The organism is Nostoc sp., assembly GCF_036917375.1.
Taxonomy (GTDB): Bacteria; Cyanobacteriota; Cyanobacteriia; order Cyanobacteriales; family Nostocaceae; genus Nostoc.
Window position 1 is genome coordinate 1 of the sequence record NZ_JBALDN010000101.1, and the last position, 19,556, is coordinate 19,556.

Consider the following 19,556-nt stretch of genomic DNA (forward strand, 5'->3'; position numbering starts at 1 on the left):
AAAAAGCCAAAACACAGAGGTACTGGACAACGAGTTGAAACTCCTAAATTTCATATCACTAATCAGTTTTTCAGCCTTAACTGAACCGTATTGGGTTATAAACAAGTAGCAGTTCAATACTTGTTCTTTTTGTAACTTGGCAAATTGGCAACTCTCAGAAAATTAACTGTGTTATTTTCAATACTATACAAGGTGTATTTGCACTTTCAAGCTATTTAGACGGGCTGCAACCCGTCTTTTTTATCCCTAGATAATTTTAAAATTTCGTGAAATCTCGTTTTCGGGTAGCATTGAAAATGCTCTTTCGTTGCGATTCTGCTAATTCAGGAGGCAGCAGCCCACTAATCGGCATTCCCAGCCGGAGGCTGGGAACGAGGTAAGACATTGCCATGAATTAGCTGCCAGTGGAAGCGCTTGCCCTTTCTTTTACAACTTCAGCTTTTTTGTCATCAATGGGAAGTTGCACAACATAGACTGAACAAGGAGCATGGTGAAGAACGTAATTACTGACACTGCCGAGCAATAGTTCCGCTAGACCAGAGTGACCTCGACGCCCAATGACAATCAGATCGGCATCCCAATTCCCAGCTAAGTCACAAATAACTCGACTAGGACTGCCAGGAATTTGCCTAAATTCAATGTTCGCAACGGCTGTATTTGCTTGAGCGCAGAACGATTGCAACATTTCCCCACCTTGATTTTTCCATTTTTCCCACTCTTCTAGGTGAGACTCTGAAACTTGGTTCCACATTCCTGGATAGTAGTCAAAAGTAGACACTGATATATAAGGACTACCTTCTTCTTCAGTAGATAAAACGTGTAGCAGCAATAAACTCGCTCCAGTCATCTTAGCTAAAGCAACGCCTTGTTCAAAAACATATTTGCCCATATCAGAGCAATCCAATGCAAGCAGAATTTTTTTAAACATATATACCTCTAATACTTAAGCTAGATGAGTTTTTTAAGATCCTCATCTTTATAGTTAGGTATAGAAAAATAATTTGAGAAACTTGTGAGGAATGCAAAAGAGCATACAACACTTTATATTGCATTTTGAAACGCAAAAAGTCGTTTAAAGCATGGAGTTAAGGACTTTCAGTTAAAAAAATATCCCATCCCTGCGGGATGCTTTGCGTTCGCGTAAGCGTCCCGCAGGGTACATAGGAGTGATTCAAGGATTTTTGCAAGAGGTCTAATTATCTCTTTGTTAGTCCAATCTTTCTCAACAAAGAGCAACTTTTAACTGATTACTCCTGAAAGTGGGTGCAGTATTGTTAAATGAAAACTATGTCTGGTTTCAGTTTTCAGATACCGTTCTTGCAAAGGTTGCCACTGCTGCCAAGACTGGTAACGATTTTCAGTTAATAAATTAGCAAGGGTGGGCAACTCAGTGTGAATTTCTGACTTATATACATCTCCAAGCCAGTTAGTTAAAACGGCACTATCTTGCATCGTACCCAAAATTTCTTGGATATTTTTCACTTCTGTAATATAAGCTTCGTAAGACTCGCCATATAACTCAGTAAATAACTCCATTTGATAGCGTATACGTTTAGCTTCTTTTCGCAAACTATGAAGAATTTCACCTTCTGTTGTCAATTGTTTTTCTATCTTTTTTGGTTTCCAGTTTTTCTGGATCTTCACTTCTGATTCTACAACTTCAGTACCAACTAGCCAACCTGGATGCAATAAGAAGTTACTCACTTCTGGTAAAAGTAAGTCTGGTAGTACTTGATGAATGGCAATAGATGCCAAAGGTTGATAAGTAGGTTTTTCTAGCCACTTATCCAATGCATCTTTTAAAGACTTGTAAGATTCATCGTTTAATGTTTTCTGTACACTCGATTCTACATCTTCACGTTGTTTCGCCAAAGCTGTAAAAGCTGTTTGTAGAGATTCCTGTTCTTTACGGGGTAAGTTTGGTTTATAATTATTTTCCAAACTTTCTTTAAGTACGTCTAAATCTCGCAGATTACCAAGACGACGGGCTATTTTCCCAATATTTTTATCGCTGACTGGTTTCGGCATATCCACCGCTAGCCCAAACCGAGTTACCGCTGTCCGTAGGCGGCGCATTCCCACTCGCATTTGGTGTAGCGCTTCTGGATCTTCATCTTTCTTCACTGACTTTTCCCACTTCAAGGTTTTCTTAAAGTGTTTTTCAATCGCTTGGTAGGCGTAATCACCGAGAGTTTTTACTGTAGGTTGTGTAGCTAATTTCATAATTTATCTGAATGATTACCTCGTGAGGTTATTGCATAATAACAATATTATTTAGAATTTTACATCTACTTTTGATATTTTTTTAGCTATGAAGATTGTCTGGTATGCTTATGACTATTGATAGTTACATCCTATTTTATAAATATGCAATATCTATCAAAGGGTTACAATCATCTCATCCCATCAAGTTGGTATGAGCTATAGTTTTGAGAACAAGATTTTACGATCATAAAGTAATATTTTTATGATAGCATGGCGAGTATTTTTGTAAATATCAATATAATTTAAAATGCCAAACTTATCTTTACTAAATCAAGTTTTATTGACTTTTGTAGATTCTTTTAAAGAGCATAGAGAAGACTTATCAGCAGTGCTGTTAACACATCAGAAGTATTTATGGTTGGGGTCAGATGAAACTTCAACTATTGAGCGTCTCTCTTTAGTTGATACTGATAAATTTACAGAATATCAACAATTTCGTGTAGCAGAATTTATCGATTTACCTGCACCAGAAGAGGAAGAAATTGATATAGAAGGACTAGCTTACGCTGATAATTACTTATGGTTTGTTGGTTCTCACAGCTACAAACGTAAAAAATCCAAACCCGAAAAAACAGATGCCAAAAACTTTAAAAGGCTAGCAAAAATTGAATCAGAACCTAATCGTTACATTTTAGGACGAATTCCTCTGATAGATGGTAAGCTATTTTCATCTTGCCCACATCCCGAAAAGTCAGATGTGCAGTTGACTGCCAGCAAATTAGAGGTGACGAATCAGGGTAATTTGCTGATGACAGCTTTAGCAGATGATGCCCATTTAGGCTTGTTTATTCAAGCAGCAATTCCCGGAAAGGATAATGGCTTTGATATTGAAGGTATAGGCATTTATCAAAACCGTGTCTTTCTGGGTTTGCGCGGGCCTGTATTGCGAGGTTGGGCTGTGGTGCTGGAAATAGAGTTAGAAGATTCTACCCCTGGACTGATGAAACTAAAGCAAATTGGGGAATTGCAGGAGTTATATAAAAAGCATTTTATCTGGTTGAATGGTTTGGGAATTCGGGATTTGTATGTAGATGATAAAGATTTGTTGATTTTAGCCGGGCCAACAATGGATTTAGATGGCCCCGTGCAAGTTTATCGCTGGGTAAATGGTGTGAATTTGCGAGAAAATGTCTTTAGCAATCCCGATTTTGTGCAAGATATTCCTTATGGGAATCGGGAAGAACACGCTGAAGGAATGACGCTGTTTCAGGATGTAACTGGCGTACCTTCGCTATTGGTAGTTTATGACTCTCCAGCAAAAAGTAGGCTGGTGGGTGATGATAGTGTAATGGCGGATGTGTTTAAGTTGGGCTAACTTCAATCTTGGTTTTGGGATTTTAGATTGGTGAACTACCCACACTGATTTGGAGTACCAAATTCAGTGGAAGACTTACGGCGTAATAGTTAAATGTTAGTAGAAATTGCTTGTACGGGACATGTGGGGATACACTGTTCGCAGACGATACAGCGCGATCGCGTGAATGTCAACTTGTATGTCTCTGGCTGGAGGGTGAGGGCTTCGGTAGGACAAACCCCAGTACACAAGCCACAGTGGACACACACATCCTCGTCGATCGCAATTTCGCCTAATGTCGAAGAAACATTAACATTACGCGATCGCATCCACTCAATCGCCGCATCTAATTGATCGATGTCTCCTGATAATTCCACTACCAGTTTGCCAATTTGATTTGGGGCAACTTGGGCGCGGATAATATTAGCAGCGACGTTGAACTCTTTAGCCAGTACGTAAGTGACTGGCATTTGCACGGCGCGTTTTGGGAAGGTGAGCGTTACTCGTTTTTTCACAGGTTTAGCAGAGGATTTTTTCTGTTGTAGCGTATTGAGAGTTTTATCAGTCCTTTATTACGGTAAGTTGCACGAACCAGTAAGGCAAGAGAAGGACACTGCTACCTCAACATACATAGCACTATTTCCAAAAATCTTTGCAACACATAAATCGGCTGTAGGAGCGTACAGCAAGCTGTATCATTGGTGTCAACTGAAGGCGATCTCGTTCCCAGTCTCCGACTGGGAATCCCCCTCATTGAGGCTCTGCCTCCCGAACTCGCGGCAGAGCCGCAATTGAAGTGTGTTTCCAGCCAGAGGCTGAAAACGAGATTTTAAAAGGGTTTTAGAGTTGTCCTCATCCCCTAACTCCTTCTCCCAACATGGCAGAAGGGGAACTGGAGCGACTTCTTGAAAAAGTTCGGGATCTGAGCCTCTCTGTACTAAAAAACTTGTAAGTAAAGTAGTATAAAACTAGTGTTTGGAAAATGTTTTTTTCTCCATACCATCCGCTCCTGGGCAGGTAGCGAGAAAATCCAATTAAAATTAATCAATATTGATATTTTTTAATGATTTGGAACCGCAAATATAGACCTTTTGGGAGATGCTTTAAAAATAAGTATTGATATTATATTAAATTTGCCATTTAAGTTGATTACTTGTTATCTGTTATATCCATTTTAACTTGGAAAGCTTTTAACATGAAAATTTTAGTTGTCGAAGATGACGAGTTAAATGCATACTCACTCACCACCATTTTAATTAACCAAAACTACGCGGTTGAAGTTGCCACTGATGGTGATACTGCTTGGAATTTTATTCAAACTTACGATTATGATTTAATCCTCCTAGATGTAGTGTTGCCCAAACTGGATGGCATTAGTCTTTGTCGTCAAATCCGGTCTAGTGGTCTGCAAATGCCAATATTGTTATTGACAGGGTGCGATAGTAGTCATGAGAAAGCGATCGGACTAGATGCAGGCGCAGATGACTACGTAGTTAAACCCTTTGACGCAGAAGAGTTAATTGCTCGTGTTCGGGCACTATTGCGTCGCAAAGGCGTAACCTCGCAACCTGTGCTGGAGTATGGTGGGTTGCGGCTAGACCCTAGTAGCTGTGAAGCGATGTATGCTGGAAAGCTGCTGCCACTTACTCCCAAAGAGTATGCTCTTTTAGAACTATTCTTGCGAAATACTCGCCGAGTGTTTAGCTGCGGCATGATTTTAGAACATCTGTGGTGTTATGAAGACACTCCACAAGAAGAAGCTGTTCGCACCCATATCAAAGGGTTACGACACAAACTCAAAGCTGTAGGAGCGCCCAGTGATTTGGTTGAAACGGTTTACGGTATTGGCTATCGGTTGAAACCACGGGCAGAGGAGGAGAAGGGCAGGGGGGCAGAGGTGCAGAGGAGCAGGGGGGAATTAGAGCGTGAAAAATCTTTGGTTCCCAATCTTAAATCACAACAGCAAACATTAATGGCAGTTGCGGAAATTTGGCAACGATTTCAAGGGCGTGTAGACGAGCAGGTGAGGGTGCTGGAGGAAGCGATCGCAACTTTAAACCAAAATAGTTTAAATTTCGATTTGCGATCGCTTGCAGCCAAAGAGGCGCATACCTTGGCGGGATCTTTAGGTACTTTTGGCTTGCCTCTGGGTTCAAAATTGGCACGCAATATCGAACTGTTACTGAGTTCTCGTCAAACCCTGAGTCAATCTGAAATTAGCAACCTCGAAAGTTGGGTAAAGTTATTGCGTCGAGAAATTGCCGGAAACGACACAGCGACAATATCTGCATCACCAACCCCCCAGGTATTAGAAACAGTCACGCAATCGCTGCCAAACGATCCATATTCAGAAACTAAAATATTGGTTGTGGATGACGATCCGCAAATTCAGGCATTTTTACTAACCTTACTTAGTCCTTGGGGATTAAAAGCGATCGCTCTTGAAGATCCGCGTCATTTCTGGGAAATCTTGGAAATAATTACGCCAGATATGCTGATTCTGGATGTGGAATTACCTTATACAAATGGTATAGAACTTTGCCAATTAGTACGCAACGATTCGCGCTGGTGTGAGTTACCCATTCTATTCCTCACCGTCCATAGCGACGCCGAGATCGTAAATCAAGTGTTTAGCGTTGGTGCTGATGACTTTGTAAGTAAGCCTATCGTCGGCCCAGAACTAGTAACCCGAATCGTCAATCGCTTAGAACGGATGAAATTGCGGCAGCGCGTCGTGCAGGGAGGCAGGGAGGCAGGGGGGCAGAGGGGTAGAGGGGCAGGGGGGCAGAGGGGCAGAGGGGCAGAGGGGCAGAGGGGCAGAGGGGCAGGGGAAGCAGGGGAAGTAAATTCTTCCTTACCTCCCTCATCTCTCAATTTACAAGCCATCAACGAGCTGGAATTGCGAGTAGCAGAACGCACTGCTGAGTTAATTCGGGTGAATCAACAGTTGCAGTCACAACTTGATGAACGTCAACGGACACAGGGAGAATTGCGGTTTTCTCAAGCCCGATTTGCACGAATTTTAGATATTGCTGATGATGCAATTATTTCCATTAACGGGTTCCAAAGCATCACTTTGTTTAATCAAGGAGCAGAGAAGATTTTCGGCTACTCTGCCCAGGAAGTGATTGGACAGGGCCTTGATTTACTCTTACCGCAGCGTTTTTTTCAAGCGCATCGTCAACATGTGGTTGACTTTGGCCAATCTCCCAATGTTGCCCGTCGGATGGGAGAACGGCGTGAAATCTACGGACGCCGCAAGGATGGTACTGAATTTCCAGCGGAGGCTTCCATCTCCAAAATAGAGATGGGTGAGGAAATATTTTATACGGTTATTTTACGAGATATCACAGAGCGCAAACAAATTGAACGGATGAAAGATGAATTTGTCTCTGTTGTTAGTCATGAACTCCGCACACCTTTAACTTCGATTCACGGCTCTCTAGGAATGCTAGCCAGCGGTTTGCTACCAACAAACTCAGAGCAGGGAAAACGCCTACTGCAAATTGCGACTGATAGCAGCGAACGCCTAGTACGTTTAATCAACGACATCCTAGACATTGAGCGCATCGAGTCGGGTAAGGCGAAGATGGAACCAGAAATCTGCAATATTGTTGACTTGATCGTTCAAGCAGTAAATGTCATGCAGCCTCTGGCTGACAAAGCAGGAGTGAAAGTATCTGTTTCTGCCCTATCTGGCCAAGTATTGGTAGATGCCGATCGCATTGTCCAAACATTGACCAATTTATTGAGTAACGCCATTAAATTCTCATCTGCTGGATCTACGGTTTGGTTAGGGGCGCAACCACAAGGAAATGACGTTTTGTTGACAGTCAAAGATACCGGACGCGGTATCCCAACAGACAAACTTGAGAGTATCTTTGAGCGCTTTCAACAAGTTGACTCTTCAGATTCACGTAACCATGATGGCACTGGTTTAGGTTTGGCAATTTGCAAGAGCATTATGCAACAACACGGCGGACGCATCTGGGCTGAAAGTGCATTGGGTGAAGGTAGCACTTTTTACGTCACTCTGCCATTATTTAGGGCTTTCCAAAATCCTGATTTAGAAGATTCTTCCAACATTTCTATGATTCATAGCAGTTACGAGCCAACTACAAATAGCCAACAAAGTCCAGATGCAGAATTTTCGAGCAACGGACGTGTGACTACCAAGGAATTTGAACAACGGGTGATGAAGTTACTTCAGAGCATTACCCCGAAGCAACAAGAGGATAGCAGCGATGACAACGAAGCAAATTCTAGTAGTTGATAACGAGCAGTATATTCAAGAAGTTGCCAAGATTTGCTTGGAAACAGTTGCAGGCTGGAAAGTAATGACTGCGAGTTCTGGTCAAGAGGGCATAATTAAAGCTGAGACTTATCAACCAGATGCAATTTTACTAGATGTGATGATGCCAGAGATGGATGGCATCACTACCTTTGAAAAGTTACAAGCCAATCCATTAACCAAAGCGATTCCAGTAATTTTGTTAACTGCTAAAATCCAGGCTTCCGATCGCCGCCGCTATAATCAGATGGGAATGATTAGTGCGATCGCTAAACCATTCAATCCTCTCGAATTAGCTGCGGAAGTAGCCGTAGCTTTGGGCTGGAGTCTAGAAAAGTAGAACAAAATCTATCGCAAATTAATTTATAAAAAATAGACATAGGAAAAAGTGATTTCAACGTTTTTTAGGTGTTAAAGAACACAATGAGCATCAATTCAATTGTTGTTGAAATACCCATAAAAACGAACGATTTAAATAAATTGTAATTAAGTTACAAAATTAGCTATTTACTACAATTTAAGTCGATAATAACCTTTTTTAAAAAAAGTAATAATTTATATTTATATATGCAATAAAATTAGTTCAGTTTTTATTAACAAAAAATAATATATATTATCGGAACTACTTGATGTTGTAAAATAAGCAGTGGATTTTGTCGATTAACAAATTAAATCTTAATTTGGTTATTTTTGGTAATGAAGACCAAAAAATTGGACATAATCAGCATTTTCATTTCACCAAATTAATCTTACGGATGGGTCTAATTGACGAACCACTCATTTTGGTATTATTGCTTTTTCTTCTTCGGCATCACTCTTGCCCGATACTTTCTGATTGCTGGCGGAGCATACTTGCTCTTTTATTTAATTCTGGGAAAGTCTCTTGCCAACAAGAGTTTGCGTTTGAAACCGTTGATGAATTCTTCCATTAAAAAGGATATTGAATTATCAGTAATCTCCACAGTAGTTTTTGCTATTTCTGGAGCGTTTATGATCTCAGAGTATAATTTGGGAGTAACCCTGCTATACGCTGATATCTGGAAATACGGACTGTGGTATTTAATTGTTAGCTTTATTGCAGTGCTAATTCTTCAAGATACTTACTTTTATTTTATCCATCGGATGTTTCACCATCCTCGAATTTTTAGATGGATGCATTTTGGACACCACCGTTCAGGAGAGCCAACGCCCTGGAGTTCTTCTGCCTTCGACTTACCAGAAGCGATCGTACAAGCACTTTTTTTTGTAGGTGTAAGCTTCATAGTTCCGCTGCATTTCGCCACCTTAGTTGCCGCACTTATAACTATGACAGTATGGGCAGTGTTTACTCATCTTGGATTTGAGCTATTTCCCTCCTCATCTAAAAGTTACTGGATTGGAAAGTGGCTTATTGGTTCTATGCATCATTCCATACATCATCGCAAGTATAAAGTACACTACGGTTTGTATTTTACGTTCTGGGACAAACTGCTGGGTACTGAAGATCCTAATTATGAAAACGAAACCCACATAAGGGAGTTTTAACTATAGCAGTCCTAAATCATTTGTGAAATATTTTTGGAGTTGGCCGTCATTTGTTCTTTGTAATCACAAATAACAAAGGACAAATGACTACTGACTATTTAATTTTTGTCGAATTCTCAAGCTTGTTTGGATTCACCCAACGGTTGACAAATTCGTTGTGATGTTTGTACACCTTGATTTGCACTTGCTTAGAACTTAACTTGATTATTTCGGCAGGAATTCTTTGGATATCGCTAGAATCTGTGCGCGGCTTGTAAAGCCAAATCACTTTTTGCCCAACTTGGAAGTTGTTAGGATTGCTAGTTAAAGAAGGCGTACTGTCTGCCCAAGAGGGGAAAGCAATTACTAAGTTGATTAAAAGTACTAAGACCACTAAAGTGATTTGAAAAAGTTTCATAATCATTGCACTTGTCTTAGGCTTGATGGGGCAATCAATCTGTTGTTCTAGCATTTAGTTATTATCCTTTTTTAGATTCTCAGAGTTGAAAGATCGGTATACTAAAACTTCTTTAGACGATTTAGTAAAAGTTAAAATATCTACTGATTTCAGGATAAAACGACTTAGAGAATAAAATCAAATAGTCTTATTTGTTAAAACGATAATTTAGATTTATATATAGAATGAGAACAAATGCAATAGCTGAAGTAACAAGTTTATTTTACGAAAGCGATCGCTGTTTGCCGTCAACCCAAAATAAATCTTTTGGCTGAGACATTGAAGCGATGCCTACGGCGGTAAACTACGCTTGAAGCTGAAATTTAAGCCGCCCAAAAAATCGGGGCAGGTTGCAAACCCGCCCCAACATCTGATATACTCCGCCCAACGGCTGTAGCTACAGGCTTTAAACTATCAACTAAATGCACCATATCTTCTAAAGAAAGTGCTTGACGGGCATCAGAAACAGATTTTTCTGGTTCTGGGTGACATTCAATAATTAATCCATCTGCACCGCAAGCGATCGCAGCCCTAGCTACAGGTGCGACTAACTCCCGTTTGCCGACGGCATGGGAAGGATCTACAATTACAGGCAAGTGAGTTATTTGCTTAAGTGCTGCCACTGCCCCTAAATCTAGGACGTTACGGGTGTAATCATCAAAACTGCGAATACCTCTTTCGCACAACACCACATCAGGATTCCCGTGACTAAGAATATATTCAGCAGCCATGACAAATTCTTCAATAGTCGCTGCTAAACCACGTTTGAGCAGTATTGGTTTACCAGCTTGTCCCAAAGCTTTGAGCAAGTCAAAGTTTTGCATATTGCGGCTACCAACTTGCAGCATATCAGTGTGAGCGGCGACTACTTCAATTTGAGAAATTGACATTACCTCTGTGACAACTGGCATATTGTAATGCGATCGCACCCTGGCTAAAATCTCTAATCCTGACTCTCCCATACCTTGGAAAGCGTAGGGAGATGTACGGGGTTTGTAGACACCGCCACGCAACCCCTGTACTGATGCAGTAGATAACCTTTGGGCGACTATCTCCATTTGTTCTAAGCTTTCAACAGTGCAGGGCCCGCCGATAATTACTAGTTCTTGACCGCCGAAAGCGACTTCTTTCGAGATTTTAACGATTGTCTGGTGGTTGAGATGGGCTTGTGCAGCAAGTTTGGCATTAATCATGGTTATATTCTCCTGAAAAATTAAGTATTGGGAAAGAGGAGGCAGAAGTTTTTGAATTTTGAATTGATTTCTCCTTTGTGCCTCTATTCGCATTCTCAAATAACAACAAAAAAGCCCGAAACCAACAGTTCCGGGCGCGTTTTGACTCATTGGCATGACGCTATTTACCCGGAATTTATTCTGGGCCAAAAGTAAAAGCCATAAAACCAACTAATGAAATAAGTCATGACAATGAAATTCTCCTTAAAAAAACAAAAACCGCAGAGTTTGCTCTGCGGTTCACCGGGCGGTTTCCATTAGGAAACTTAATTCACCCCCGGTGAACCACCCTAAACCAAAAATAAAAGTAGGAATTTGTGTTAAGCATTTGCGGGCTTTTTGCTGGAAAAATTAAGAAATATACCTATGTAAAATAAAGCTAGCAGAAAGAGTAGGCTTTGTCAAGACCTGCACAAACTATAAAAAAACGATAGACTCAGTACAACTCTGGGGATTAAGACTAATAACGCTTTGCACAATTCAAAATCACGCCCTGTTGTGATTATATTAGTTGCTTATTTGCGTAGACAAAAAAAGCGGCTGGTTATTAGACATGATGATAGTTATATAACCTCAGAAGAAAAAGCCAGGATTGAGAAGTTGAAGAAGGCAGGAGGCAGGAGGCAGAGGGCAGAAGTAACAAGTCAAAAGTGGATTCAACCCCTCCTGACTTGAAACCACTGAACGTGAGTTCAGTGGGGGACTCAAAACCATGTTCCCTTTGCTCACAGGCTTCAGCGCAAAACAGTATTCCTTGCTGCCTCCTGCCTTTTGCCCTCTGCCTTTCTTGTTAAAATATATAATTCTCCTGACTTCATCTTACGAAAGCTTATTGCAGGGAATTGACAACCGCCATACATTATTGCCCAAGTTCTCATTCACCAGATCAATTTTTTAGGATCATCTGTCTCATTATGCCCAGTTCCAAAATCTTAACCCAATCTTTCGACTATTATGGAGCTTACCCCTGCCCAGTCTGTCGAATAGGTAAGATTTCTCACATGCCATTGATGGAAGCTATGGCTTGTGACTTTTGCCAAGAGATTTTTACAGTCAACTTAGAGCAACAGCAAATCAAGATGCCTTCTAGGCAACCACCTTTAACTTGGCGTTGGAATGGGTTTAGTTGGACAGAAGGCCAGTTGGAAGGTGTGGAATTAGGTTGGGGTTATGGATTAGCAGCAGCAGTTTTTATAATTCTTCCCACGACTCTAATTGGCATAGTAGCTTACTATTTTCCTGCTAATCTGAAAGAACCCATTACCTGGATGCCATATATTTGGACAATATTAACCTTCTTATCACATTTATCAATTATTGTTTGGATTTATATTGAAGTCTATCAGATTCCAGTTGCAGCATATTTTCGAGCGATCGCTCGATGGAGAAATGGAGAGATGGGGAGATGAGGGATTGGGGGAGACAGGGGGCAGAGGGGCAGAGGGGCAGAGGAGCAGGGGGGACAAGGGGAAATTATTGAACAAGTCTCTCCCTCGTCTCCCCCCTCTACCTTGTCTCTTGTCCATTCGCAATGCCCAATGCCCCATAATCCATAACAAATGATGCAGCGTATAAATGACTCCATCACTCATAATTAAGTTGATTGTCCACCAAAATATCGTATGAGCGATCTGGAGCGGTACTATAGAGTTTTGGAATTAGAGCCTGGAGCAACACTTGAAGAAGTGAACCAGGCTTACAAAGATTTAGTCTTTGTTTGGCATCCCGATCGCATTCCCAAAGACAATCTCCGTTTACAGCAGAAAGCACAAGACAAGCTAAAAGCTATAAATGAAGCTCGTGAAAAGTTGCGCTCTCTAAAAACCAAACCTCAAACCACATTTAACTCACCGCCACCTCAACAGGAAAAACCATCTCAAACAATCCAGAAACCACCAAAGCAAAACTCAGACTTGAGTGGCAAAGACTACAGTCGAGCAAATTTGAGCAATAAAGACTTATCTGGCAGAAATCTAAGTTATGCCAATTTGAGCGGTGCTAATCTCAGCGATACTTTTATGCACAAAGTCAACCTTAGAGGTGCAAATTTATCTGAAGCAAATTTATTTCGGGCAAATCTACTTTTAGCCGATCTCAGGGAGGCGAATTTACGCTCTGCTAATTTGATTGGAGCGGATCTTAGTGGAGCCGACTTGCGAGGAGCCGACTTGACAGGAGCGCGGATTCGTTCTGGTGAGCGTCTTTTGGTTAAATTAGTTGGGACTAACTTAGCAGGGGCAATTATGCCTGATGGCTCAATTTATCAATAGACCTCTTGCAAAAATATATTTTTGCACTCTTAGGGAAAAGGGTAAAGGTTAAAGGGAAAAGATTTTGAGTTTCTTTTACCTTTTCCCCTTCCCCTTTACCCTGACTTTTGCAAGAAGTCTAATAACTGAGGTTGCGCCATAACACCAAAACCCTCATTTAGAGACGCGGTTTATCGATCGCGTCTTAAAAAACCAGTTATCCAGACTAATATGTAATACCAATTTGAAACAAGTTGGGAATCTGACCTAGCTTTATCCATCCCTACAACGTGCGTGTAAAATTGAGTATGATACATCAAGGCTTTTAGGCATTGTGAACTTTTTTATCGGTTGTGCTGTTTGGGCATATAAAGGTTGGGTAGGCGAACTCTATCCCCAAGGTACTCGCAATGCTGATTTTCTCCATCTCTACAGCCGTCGCTTCACCACTGTAGAAGGTAACACTACCTTTTATGCCGTGCCTAACCTAGAAACTGTAACTCGTTGGGCTGCTGAAACACCAACAGGTTTTGAATTTTGTCTCAAATTACCGCAAGATATTACCCATCAAGGGTTGCTAAAACCTTATATTCCAGCTGCTTTAAATTTTTTGGAGGGGATGCGCCCTTTAGGTAAGCATCTTGGCCCAATTTTTGCCCAGTTACCACCCGGCTATGCACCTGCATTACTTGATGATTTGTCCAACTTTCTGGAAGCTTGGCCGCGTACAGAAGCACCCCTAGCAGTAGAAGTTCGGCATCCCGACTGGTTCAAGGAACCCCATGCTAATAATTTGACGACGCTTTTAGAAAAGTTAGGTGTCGGACGAGTACTGTTAGACTCGCGCCCCATTTACACTGGAGATGATGACCCCCAGCTGCAATCGGAACGGCGCAAACCGAAATTACCGTTGCAATTGAGTGTGACAGCACCTTTTACTCTGATTCGGTTTATTTCTCATCCAAATTTATCAGTGAATCAGCCATTTATGGAAGAGTGGGTAAGGCAGATTCAGCAATGGTTACAGATGGGAGTGCGAATTTATTTCTTTGTCCATTGTCCAATAGAAGCGCGATCGCCCAGCACGGCCCGTCACTTCCAACAGCTATTAGAACAGAGTGGTACACCAGTTTCCCCCTTACCTTGGAATAACCTTGAGCATCCCCCTAATCAACTAAGTTTATGGTGATCGTATTTAGTAGATAATTGGGGTTGTAATACTTTTCTGTTAAAGAAAAATTTTTTCAGAGCAGTTCTACCAAAGGAGGTTGAGATGAGTCGTCTTCTTTATGAAAATTCAGTTTCATATAAAGGATATCTCATAATTCCATTTGTTTTTGGCAAAGCTGATAATTACGAAATTTATTCGTATAAAATGCTATCTGAAATTGGCCACAGAAGCAAATTTCATAAAGCAGAAAATCCAGCAGAAATCTATGGAAGTGACGTTAGTAACATCATTGATATTGCTAAAGAGCATATCGATCAAAATTCCGAGTTTGTTCATCGGGGGGATAGTTTTAAGTCTCGCTATGTTTATCGGAACAATTTGATTATCATCTTCCAAGAAGGAGACAAATATTTTTATGACCATTATCCACCAGAGTTATTGAATAATATTGCAGCTCCAAAGTTATTCAAATCTGAATATGAATGTCTGAATTGGATTAAGCAAGGGTTTGATGGGCGACATGTGCGGCAAAGAGCGATTTGAAGCAGGTAGGAGTGATTTCAATACGTTTCGGTTAAAGGGAAAAGGGTAAAGGGGAAAGGTTTTGAATACATCCTTTCCCCTTTACCCCTTATCTCGTGTCCGATTAAAAACTTATCATGAAGACGGCAGGGGGCGGGGGAAAAGTTTACTTGAAAATAGCTGTAATTTTGGATTTTGCCTTGCAGTATTATTTAGATGTCTGCAATCAACCTTGATTTATTGCGCTTGGCTCTATGTAGATAATTTCCCAAATGTGACCATCTAAGTCAGCAAATCCATGTCCATACATAAAACCGTGATCTTGCGGTTCATTGTAGGTTGTTCCACCAGCGGCGACTGCCTTGCGAATCATTTCATCAACTTGTTCTCGGCTATCAGAAGATAAACACACAAGCACTTCTGTGCTTTTTGTGGCATCACAAATTTCTTTGGGAGTAAACGTCTTAAACTTTTCATGGGTTAAGAGCATGACGAAAATGTTTTCGGACACAATCATACAGGTGGCAGTTTCGTCAGTGAATTGAGAATTAAACCCAAAGCCGAGTTGAGTAAAGAACTCAATCGATTGATTGAGGTTTTTGACTGGCAGATTAACGAAAATTTGAGTACTCATAGGTTCTTCTCGTGAATTATTGCACAGTAAAGGATTGGCGAAAAAATGCTGAGGTTTTACAGGGAAGATGCCCATAAGCATCTCCCCATAAATCAAGCAGTTTTCTGGCAATTGACCATCCAAGGAATGCCGAATTGATCGACCAACATGCCAAAACGGACAGACCAAAAGGTTTGATCGATTGGCATCTTCACTTTTCCGTTTTCTGCCAGGATATGAAAGATGCGTTCTGCCTCTGCTGGCTCGTCAACGCTGATTTGCACGTAAAAGCCTTGGGGTGCTTCAAAATATCCAGGCGGGCTGTCAGACCCCATCAAGAGGCGATCGCCCAGATCGAGGCAGACGTGCATGATTTTGTCATGCCATTCGGCAGGTATATGCTCGGCTGAGGGCGCATCTTTGTGGGTCATCATCATGACAATTTTGCCGCCAAGACAGTGTTCATAGAACTTGAACGCTGCCTCACAGTTGCCGTTGAACATGAGATAAGGATTGAGTTTCATTGCCTTGGCTCAGTAAATTGGGCTATGGGTTTAACGTGAATACAGCTTGAGAAGTCTCTGGATTGAATGGAACCGAGAGATGTTCGTGTAATATCTGCCATTCGCCTTGATTTTTCTGGCAGACAGCAGTGACGCGCATCCAGGTCTGCATTGCCGGATGGTCTTGGCTTCCTGTGAAGCGAAATAGCCAGTGTGCAACCGCTAAGTCTTCACTGGCGGTAATCTTCAGGTCTCGTGTTTCAATCTCAAAGGTGTCGGGGAAGTAAGGCAAACATTCTTTCCACACTTGACGGCAAGCATCTTTTCCTTGGGTTTGGAAAGGAGGTTTAACATCGAAGACGATAATCTCGTTGGCATAGTGGGACATGATTTGCTCAACATCCTTGGTGCAGATGGCACGTTGTTGCTCGGCAATTAGTTGGCGAATCTGAACTTCGTTAGTTGCGATCGTGCTTTTAGTTGTCATTGTCATCTCTCCTTTTGGGTTGAGGTTGAGTGCAGTTACGAATTCTCTGGCAAACCTGCAACTTCAATCACAGGTCGAATTTCAACAGTGCCGACGTGCGCGCCTGGAATCCGCGCAGCGATCGCGATCGCTTCGTCGAGATCCTCAGCATTAATCAGAAAAAAACCGCCCAATTGTTCGCGAGTTTCTGCAAAGGGCCCGTCAGTTATTAATGGTTTGCCGTCGCGCACCCGAACGCTGGTTGCAGTTGCCACAGGGTGGAGTGGGGCAGTTGCGAGATACTGTCCCTTCGAGTTGAGTTGTTGTGCCAGTTGCGCGGATTCTACATAACAATGTTCCCGCTCGGTTTGGCTCAGGGCATTTTCCTCCAGGTAAATCAGCAGCAAATATTTCATCGGGTTGCCTCCTTTATTTCCCGTTGTTACTTCCCTTTGTCAGTAAGTCGAACGGTGCTGACTCAAATCGACACTCCGCCAAAAATTTTTATCCTTTAGTACGATCTAGGTATACCTCCCTTGTTTCCCTTTGTTAGTAAGTCGAACGGCGCTAACTCAAATCGACACCTCGCCAAAAATTTTTATCGAATAAAAGAGAAAAACCGCCCCCTACCCCGAATACGGTTCGGTTAAAGGGCAAAGGGAAAAGGGGAAAGGTTTTCAATACATCCTTTACCCTTTACCCGCAAACCCATTCCCCAGACCACAAGGAAAGTGAAAAATGCTTATCCGAACCGTATTGTCCTGCCCCCTGCCCCCTTTAATTCAGGTATGATCCCAAACGCAAAAACAGACGTAAAACAAGCGATCGCCTCACTTTACCGGGCTGAATGGGGGCGGATCGTCGCCATCCTCATCCGGTTGGTGGGGGATTTCGATGTGGCTGAAGAATCGGTACAGGAAGCCTTTATAGCTGCCGTGAATCAATGGCAGTCGAGCGGCGTGCCCGATCTCCCCCGTGCGTGGATCGTCAAAACAGCCCGATACAAAGCCATTGATCGCCTCCGACGGCGGACACGGCTGACGGAAAAATTGGAATGGTACGCCGCCTCCGGGTTAATCCCAACCCGCGAGGAGCCAACTTACGATACAGACGAAATTCCAGACGATCGGCTGCGGCTGATCTTTACTTGCTGCCACCCAGCACTGGCGATCGAGGCGCAGGTTGCTTTGACGCTACGGCTGCTGGGCGGACTTGAAACAGATGAAATTGCGCGGGCGTTTCTCGTGCCCACAGCAACGATGGCGCAACGGTTGGTGCGCGCCAAACGCAAGATTCGGGATGCAGGTATTCCCTATAAAGTGCCGGACACAACCGATCTCTCTGTGCGGGTAGATGCAGTGCTGACGGCGATCTATCTGATTTTCAATGAGGGCTACGCAACAACTAGGGGCGAGACGATGATGAGGGCTGACCTCTGCACAGAAGCGATCCGGCTGGGTCGCCTCGTAAGGACGTTGATGGCACCCCAACCGCCCTCAGAAGTGACTGCACTCTTGGCGCTGATGTTGCTGCACGACTCCCGGCGTGATGCCCGTTTGGATGAGGCAGGCGATCTGGTGTTGCTCGAAGATCAGGATCGTAGTCTCTGGAATCAACAGCAGATTGCTGAGGCGCTACCGCTCGTTGAAGAGGCATTGCGGGGCGAGATTGGTTCGTTTGCATTGCAAGCAGCGATCGCGGCACTACATTGTCAGGCAGCACAAGCAGAAGAAACGGACTGGTTACAAATTGTCCGCCTCTATGATTTGCTCGAACGCTTGCAGCCCTCGCCGATTGTGTCGCTGAACCGGGCGGTGGCAATCTCAATGATAGAGAGTCCTCAGACGACCCTCGAACTCATTGATGGGCTTGCTCCCCAACTTAATGACTATCATCTATTTCACGCCACCCGTGCCGAGATGCTGCGCCGCATCGGAGCCTCAGCGTTAGCCGCAGAGAGTTACGCGATCGCCCTCATGCTGGTTACAAATGACAGCGAACGCCGCTTTCTAGAGCGTCGCCTGCGCGAAGTTCAGCCCTAACATCTAGCATCACCGGACACGGGAAGAATTATTGATTACCTAGATTGCTGTTCAGTTACTAATTAAACTTCGGTTAAGGGGGAAAGGCGAAGGGTAAAAGGGAAAAACCTTTAACCCAAACCCCAATTCCAAGTTAAAAATGCTTAATTGAACAGTATTGAAACCGTATCAATAGACTTCTTGCAAAAGTCGGGGAAAAGGGTAAAGAAACTCAAAATCCTTTCCCTTTAACCTTTTCCCTTTTCCCTAAGAGTGCAAAAATATATTTTTGCAAGAGGTCTAATGTGCTGCCCTGACACCTTCACGATGCCAATCTAGTCGGTTCATACGATAAACGAAGCAGTCATCGTCACCAAATCGTCGAGACTCGACAAATTGGAAACTAAAACGTTCATAAAAGCGGTGGACGCGGGTATTGCCAGCAAGTGGATCGACGAGTACAGCTATCACTTGCGGGTCAGCAAAACATCGAGCAAGTGCAAGCTGCATCATTTGGGTTCCATAGCCTTTGCCCAAATCACTCTCTTCCCCAATCCAGATATCAATCGCGCGAAGATTCGGCGCAACATCACCCCAGTAGTGACTATCTTCACGTGCCGGATCGATGATCTGAATAAATCCGATGGGGCGACCATCAATTTCAGCAATCAATTGCTCTCTCCATTCAGGAGTGCGGTCAAGTTCTGTCTCCCAGCCCCAGTCATCGTTAGGATCGGAGTTTACCACATGAGGTTGCTCATCCCAATGTCGCAGCAGATCCAAATCAGCCAAGGTAGCAGCGCGGAGATTTATCCTCATTGGAGGTGGTACGTTATAGTTCATGGTTTTACTCAGGTTAGTTAGCACTTACCTACTCATATTTACCGTGGTGTAACCAAATACCAAAGGATAGGGGAATTTTACCAAGAAGCGATCGCCTACGGCGGGCGGGTACGCCATCGCACAGTG

Annotated in this window: 19 protein-coding genes; 9 read left to right on the forward strand and 10 right to left on the reverse strand. The window is 42.8% G+C overall.

Features of this window, described 5'->3' with window-relative positions:
• Positions 1-394: 394 nt before the first annotated feature.
• Both V7K45_RS27305 and V7K45_RS27310 read right to left on the reverse strand, forming a co-directional pair.
• Complete coding sequence (locus V7K45_RS27305; RefSeq protein WP_335008231.1) at positions 395-928, reverse strand: universal stress protein; 534 nt, start codon at positions 926-928, stop codon at positions 395-397.
• Positions 929-1,239: 311 nt separating this feature from the next.
• The gene (locus V7K45_RS27310) at positions 1,240-2,223 is read right to left on the reverse strand and encodes a CHAD domain-containing protein (protein WP_335008233.1); all 984 of its coding nucleotides are present in this window, start codon (positions 2,221-2,223) and stop codon (positions 1,240-1,242) included.
• 289 nt (positions 2,224-2,512) lie between these two features.
• Between V7K45_RS27310 and V7K45_RS27315 the strand changes: the two genes are divergently transcribed.
• Positions 2,513-3,580, forward strand: a complete 1,068-nt coding sequence (locus tag V7K45_RS27315) for a DUF3616 domain-containing protein (RefSeq protein WP_335008235.1) — start codon at positions 2,513-2,515, stop codon at positions 3,578-3,580.
• Positions 3,581-3,669: 89 nt separating this feature from the next.
• Here the strand turns inward: V7K45_RS27315 and V7K45_RS27320 are convergent, their stop codons facing one another.
• Complete coding sequence (locus V7K45_RS27320; RefSeq protein ID WP_094347724.1) at positions 3,670-4,074, reverse strand: NIL domain-containing protein; 405 nt, start codon at positions 4,072-4,074, stop codon at positions 3,670-3,672.
• Between the two features lie 680 nt (positions 4,075-4,754).
• On the opposite strand from V7K45_RS27320, the gene V7K45_RS27325 reads away from it, so the two are divergent.
• The 3 genes from V7K45_RS27325 (at position 4,755) to V7K45_RS27335 (ending at position 9,374) form a co-directional block, all read left to right on the forward strand.
• Positions 4,755-7,832, forward strand: coding sequence for a response regulator (locus V7K45_RS27325; protein ID WP_335008237.1), 3,078 nt, complete (start codon positions 4,755-4,757; stop codon positions 7,830-7,832).
• On the forward strand, positions 7,804-8,190 hold the full coding sequence (locus tag V7K45_RS27330; protein WP_335008239.1) for a response regulator: 387 nt from the start codon (positions 7,804-7,806) through the stop codon (positions 8,188-8,190). Before V7K45_RS27325 ends, V7K45_RS27330 begins: the two co-directional genes overlap by 29 nt.
• Before the next feature lie 425 nt (positions 8,191-8,615).
• The gene (locus V7K45_RS27335; RefSeq protein WP_335008240.1) at positions 8,616-9,374 is read left to right on the forward strand and encodes a sterol desaturase family protein; all 759 of its coding nucleotides are present in this window, start codon (positions 8,616-8,618) and stop codon (positions 9,372-9,374) included.
• Positions 9,375-9,468: 94 nt separating this feature from the next.
• On the opposite strand, the gene V7K45_RS27340 is transcribed toward V7K45_RS27335, so the two are convergent.
• Both V7K45_RS27340 and aroF read right to left on the reverse strand, forming a co-directional pair.
• A complete protein-coding gene (locus tag V7K45_RS27340; RefSeq protein ID WP_335008242.1) occupies positions 9,469-9,825 on the reverse strand; it encodes a hypothetical protein in 357 nt (118 codons plus the stop codon).
• Positions 9,826-10,133: 308 nt separating this feature from the next.
• A complete protein-coding gene (gene aroF, locus V7K45_RS27345; protein WP_335008244.1) occupies positions 10,134-11,003 on the reverse strand; it encodes a 3-deoxy-7-phosphoheptulonate synthase in 870 nt (289 codons plus the stop codon).
• Between the two features lie 953 nt (positions 11,004-11,956).
• Between aroF and V7K45_RS27350 the strand changes: the two genes are divergently transcribed.
• From V7K45_RS27350 to V7K45_RS27365, 4 genes are all read left to right on the forward strand, one after another.
• Positions 11,957-12,451, forward strand: a complete 495-nt coding sequence (locus V7K45_RS27350; protein WP_094347731.1) for a hypothetical protein — start codon at positions 11,957-11,959, stop codon at positions 12,449-12,451.
• Positions 12,452-12,664: 213 nt separating this feature from the next.
• Positions 12,665-13,312 carry a pentapeptide repeat-containing protein gene (locus tag V7K45_RS27355; protein WP_335008246.1) on the forward strand — a complete coding sequence of 216 codons (648 nt, stop codon included), beginning with the start codon at positions 12,665-12,667 and terminating at the stop codon, positions 13,310-13,312.
• A gap of 313 nt (positions 13,313-13,625) precedes the next feature.
• Positions 13,626-14,480, forward strand: a complete 855-nt coding sequence (locus V7K45_RS27360) for a DUF72 domain-containing protein (protein ID WP_335008248.1) — start codon at positions 13,626-13,628, stop codon at positions 14,478-14,480.
• A gap of 84 nt (positions 14,481-14,564) precedes the next feature.
• Positions 14,565-15,005 (forward strand): hypothetical protein, encoded by a 441-nt coding sequence (locus V7K45_RS27365; protein ID WP_335008249.1) that lies wholly within the window; start codon positions 14,565-14,567, stop codon positions 15,003-15,005.
• A gap of 205 nt (positions 15,006-15,210) precedes the next feature.
• Here the strand turns inward: V7K45_RS27365 and V7K45_RS27370 are convergent, their stop codons facing one another.
• The 4 genes from V7K45_RS27370 to V7K45_RS27385 all read right to left on the reverse strand — a co-directional run bounded on the left by V7K45_RS27370 (position 15,211) and on the right by V7K45_RS27385 (position 16,982).
• Positions 15,211-15,618 carry a VOC family protein gene (locus V7K45_RS27370; RefSeq protein ID WP_335008251.1) on the reverse strand — a complete coding sequence of 136 codons (408 nt, stop codon included), beginning with the start codon at positions 15,616-15,618 and terminating at the stop codon, positions 15,211-15,213.
• Positions 15,619-15,710: 92 nt separating this feature from the next.
• Complete coding sequence (locus V7K45_RS27375; protein WP_335008253.1) at positions 15,711-16,121, reverse strand: VOC family protein; 411 nt, start codon at positions 16,119-16,121, stop codon at positions 15,711-15,713.
• A gap of 22 nt (positions 16,122-16,143) precedes the next feature.
• Positions 16,144-16,587 (reverse strand): YybH family protein, encoded by a 444-nt coding sequence (locus tag V7K45_RS27380; protein WP_335008255.1) that lies wholly within the window; start codon positions 16,585-16,587, stop codon positions 16,144-16,146.
• Positions 16,588-16,622: 35 nt separating this feature from the next.
• Positions 16,623-16,982 carry a YciI family protein gene (locus tag V7K45_RS27385; RefSeq protein ID WP_335008257.1) on the reverse strand — a complete coding sequence of 120 codons (360 nt, stop codon included), beginning with the start codon at positions 16,980-16,982 and terminating at the stop codon, positions 16,623-16,625.
• A 315-nt stretch (positions 16,983-17,297) separates the two neighbouring features.
• Here V7K45_RS27385 and V7K45_RS27390 point away from each other — a divergent pair, with 315 nt between their 5' ends.
• Positions 17,298-18,608 carry an RNA polymerase sigma factor gene (locus tag V7K45_RS27390; protein WP_335008259.1) on the forward strand — a complete coding sequence of 437 codons (1,311 nt, stop codon included), beginning with the start codon at positions 17,298-17,300 and terminating at the stop codon, positions 18,606-18,608.
• A gap of 279 nt (positions 18,609-18,887) precedes the next feature.
• Here V7K45_RS27390 and V7K45_RS27395 read toward each other — a convergent pair whose 3' ends face one another.
• Positions 18,888-19,430, reverse strand: coding sequence for a GNAT family N-acetyltransferase (locus V7K45_RS27395; RefSeq protein WP_335008261.1), 543 nt, complete (start codon positions 19,428-19,430; stop codon positions 18,888-18,890).
• Between the last annotated feature and the right edge of the window lie 126 nt (positions 19,431-19,556).